The 2,933-nt window shown below is 73.5% G+C and carries 2 protein-coding genes and 2 pseudogenes; all 4 read left to right on the top strand.

The window, feature by feature from the left end; translation table 11 throughout:
* A pseudogene (locus ACTWQJ_RS49520) lies at window positions 1–780 on the top strand (hypothetical protein); the annotation flags it as partial.
* On the top strand, window positions 777–2,117 hold the full coding sequence (locus ACTWQJ_RS49515) for an AAA domain-containing protein (RefSeq protein WP_443312908.1): 1,341 nt from the start codon (window positions 777–779) through the stop codon (window positions 2,115–2,117). The pseudogene ACTWQJ_RS49520 and the gene ACTWQJ_RS49515, both read left to right, overlap by 4 nt.
* A gap of 103 nt (window positions 2,118–2,220) precedes the next feature.
* Window positions 2,221–2,583, top strand: a complete 363-nt coding sequence (locus ACTWQJ_RS49510) for a hypothetical protein (RefSeq protein ID WP_385510146.1) — start codon at window positions 2,221–2,223, stop codon at window positions 2,581–2,583.
* A gap of 135 nt (window positions 2,584–2,718) precedes the next feature.
* A pseudogene (locus ACTWQJ_RS49505) lies at window positions 2,719–2,933 on the top strand (hypothetical protein); the annotation flags it as partial.

Here is a 2,933-nt window from a genome sequence, read left to right as displayed (position 1 = left end):
TCCGCCGCCGAGGACGGCATGGCGGCGGACGACCGGCTCGGTGACCTCACCGCCGCCGAGCGGGAGATCCGCACCCTCGTCGAGCGGGTCGCCCGGCCCACCTGGGACGCGGTGTGGCGCGGGCTCGACCTGCTGCGGGGGCTGCCCGAGGGGGCGCACGTCGAGGAGCGGTGGACCCGCGACCGCTGGTCGTTCACCGGTCACCGGGACCGCGTCCTGGCCGGTGAGCCCCCGCAGCCGCGCCGCGACGACGCGGTGACCGCGGCGAACAAGCTCGCCGCGCGCGAGCGTGAACAGGCCCGCCTGGAGGCCCAGGAGGCGCTCGACGACCCGCTGGTGATGGCCGGGCGACGGCTGGCCGGGGAGGCGTTCGCAGGAGAGGTCACGGATGTCGTGATGGCGTACAGCGAGGGCAAGCGCCCGAGCCCGCGCCCCCTCGTCACGGTCCGCACGGACGACCGGCCACATCTGGGCGAGCGGGCGAAGGTGTACCGGTCGTACAACGGAAAACCGCAGGCGGCGGAGTTCGTGGGGTACGAGGAGGACGGCACGCTGGTGGTCCTGCGCATCCTCGACAAGATGGGCCGCGGCAAGGAGCCCGAGGCCGGGTCCGTGCCGGAGAAGGGCGACGCGGTGTGCTTCACGCTGTTCGAGCACGAGCAGCGGGGCGGTACGAAGCTGCCCGACCCGGAGGACACGCCGTGGACACACGGCGGGCCGCCCGGCGCGGACACCGCCCCCGAGCCCGCCGATCCCGTCACCGATGAGGACATCCTGTGACCACGCAGACCGCCTTCGACCCCGGTGCCGCGGCGGCGCGGGCCACCGACGCGATCCTCCACGACACGTTGCACGGCCCGCACCGCGGCGTCGTCGTCGACTCCCCGCCCGGCGCCGGCAAGTCCACGCTCGTGGTCCGCGCCGCGCTCGAACTCGCCGACACCGGGCGCCCACTGATGGTGATCGCGCAGACCAACGCCCAGGTCGACGACCTGGTGCTGAGGCTCGCCGAGAAGAGCCCCGAGCTGCCGGTGGGCCGCCTGCACAGCAGCGACGCCGACCCGTACGACAAGGCGCTCGACGACCTGCCGCAGGTACGGAAGTCGGCGAAGGCGGCCGACCTGACGGGACTGCCCGTCGTGATCTCGACCGCCGCCAAATGGGGCCACGTCAAGACCGACGAGCCGTGGCGGCACGCGATCGTCGACGAGGCGTACCAGATGCGCTCCGACTCGCTGCTCGCCGTGGCCGGTCTCTTCGAGCGGGCGCTGTTCGTGGGCGACCCGGGCCAGCTGGACCCGTTCGCGATCGTGGGCAGCGAGCAGTGGGCGGGCCTGTCGTACGACCCCTCGGCCTCCGCGGTGAGCACCCTGCTCGCGCACAACCCCGATCTGCCGCAGCACCGCCTGCCGGTCTCCTGGCGGCTGCCCGCCTCGGCGGCGCCCCTGGTCTCGGACGCGTTCTATCCGTACACGCCGTTCCGCAGCGGGACCGACCACGGTGACCGACGGCTCACCTTCGGCGTCCCGTCGGACGGCTCCGGCCCCGACCGGGTGATCGACGAGGCGGCGGAGTCCGGCTGGGGCCTGCTGGAGCTGCCCGCCCGGCACACGCCGCGTACCGACCCGGAGGCGGTGCGGGCGGTGGCGACGGTCGTACGACGCCTGCTGGACCGGGGCGGGGCGGCCACGTCGGAGCGCTCACCCGAAGCCGCGCCGCTGACCGCCGACCGGATCGCCGTCGGCACGGCCCACCGGGACCAGGCGGCGGCGGTCCGGGCGGCCCTGACCGAACTGGGCGTCCCGGACGTCACCGTCGACACGGCGAACCGCCTCCAGGGCCGGGAGTACGACGTCACCGTGGTCCTGCACCCCCTGTCCGGCCGCCCCGACGCCACCGCCTTCCACCTGGAAACCGGCCGTCTGTGCGTCCTGGCCTCCCGCCACCGGCACGCATGCATCGTCGTGTGCCGGGCGGGGGTGAGCGACCTGCTGGACGACTACCCGTCGACAGAGCCGGTCCAGCTGGGCACGGTCGTGAAGTTTCCGGATGGCTGGGAGGCGAACCATGCGGTGCTCGCGCATCTGGCGGAACACCGGGTGGCCTGGCAACGCTGAACGCCAGAGGTGACCGAGGGCCCTCTTGCGCAGGCGCGAGACAATTGAGGGTGGCCCACCCCACAGGCGGCGCCATCGGAACCGTACGAGGAGGAGACAAGACATGGCGGAGCCCACGCCGCGTCGGAACGAACCGCGGCTACGCCCCGCGCCCCTGCTCTTCGAGCCCGCGGAAGCGGCCGGCGACCCGGAGCACTTCTTCGACCTGGAGTCGATGGACGACCCGCGCGCGCTGCTGGCGCGGGCGACGGAGCTGACGCAGGCCTTCCGGGCGGCGGCCGACCGGGCGGTGGAGTTCCAGGCGATCGCGGCGGCACAGCTCGCCGATCCGCGGCGGTTCGACCGGCTGACGCCCGCGGACATCGCCGAGCGGGCCGAGTGGACCGAGGACTACGCCAAGAAGATGGTGGAGTTCGGGCGGGACCTGATGCGGGGGGCCGACGGGCGGGGACCCGATCCCGTGTGAGCGGCCCGGGCTGCCGGAGCGGCCACACCTGCGTGGCATATGCCGGGCGCGCAAGATACTCCCTCTCACCCTCCCGCGTCCCGATTTCCGGCAACCCACAGGAGGGGAATGCTCACACCCCGTAGATGTGGGTGTATGAGCAGCAGCACACTGACCTCGGACGGCGCCGCCTGGCTCGCCTCGGCCGGAGCGTATCCGCGCAGCACGCTCGCCCTCTGGGAGGAGCGTCCGGACGCCCCGGTCGTCCTGCCCTGCGGTTCCGCGTTCGATGTGGTGAGCACGCCCGCGATCTTCGGGCGCCGGATGCTGGACCGGTTGTGGGACGAAGGGCCGGGGTCGGGGGCGTGGGT

The organism is Streptomyces sp. KR55, from assembly GCF_052245645.1.
GTDB lineage: Bacteria > Actinomycetota > Actinomycetes > Streptomycetales > Streptomycetaceae > Streptomyces > Streptomyces flavusporus.
The sequence above is the reverse complement of the archived record's forward strand: the minus strand, read 5'-3'. Positions and strand labels throughout refer to the sequence as shown.

What these genes read in the sequence shown, in the direction of transcription:
- ACTWQJ_RS49510 (WP_385510146.1), top strand. Translation starts at nt 2,221, where the DNA reads ATGGCGGAGCCCACGCCGCGTCGGAACGAACCGCGGCTACGCCCCGCG.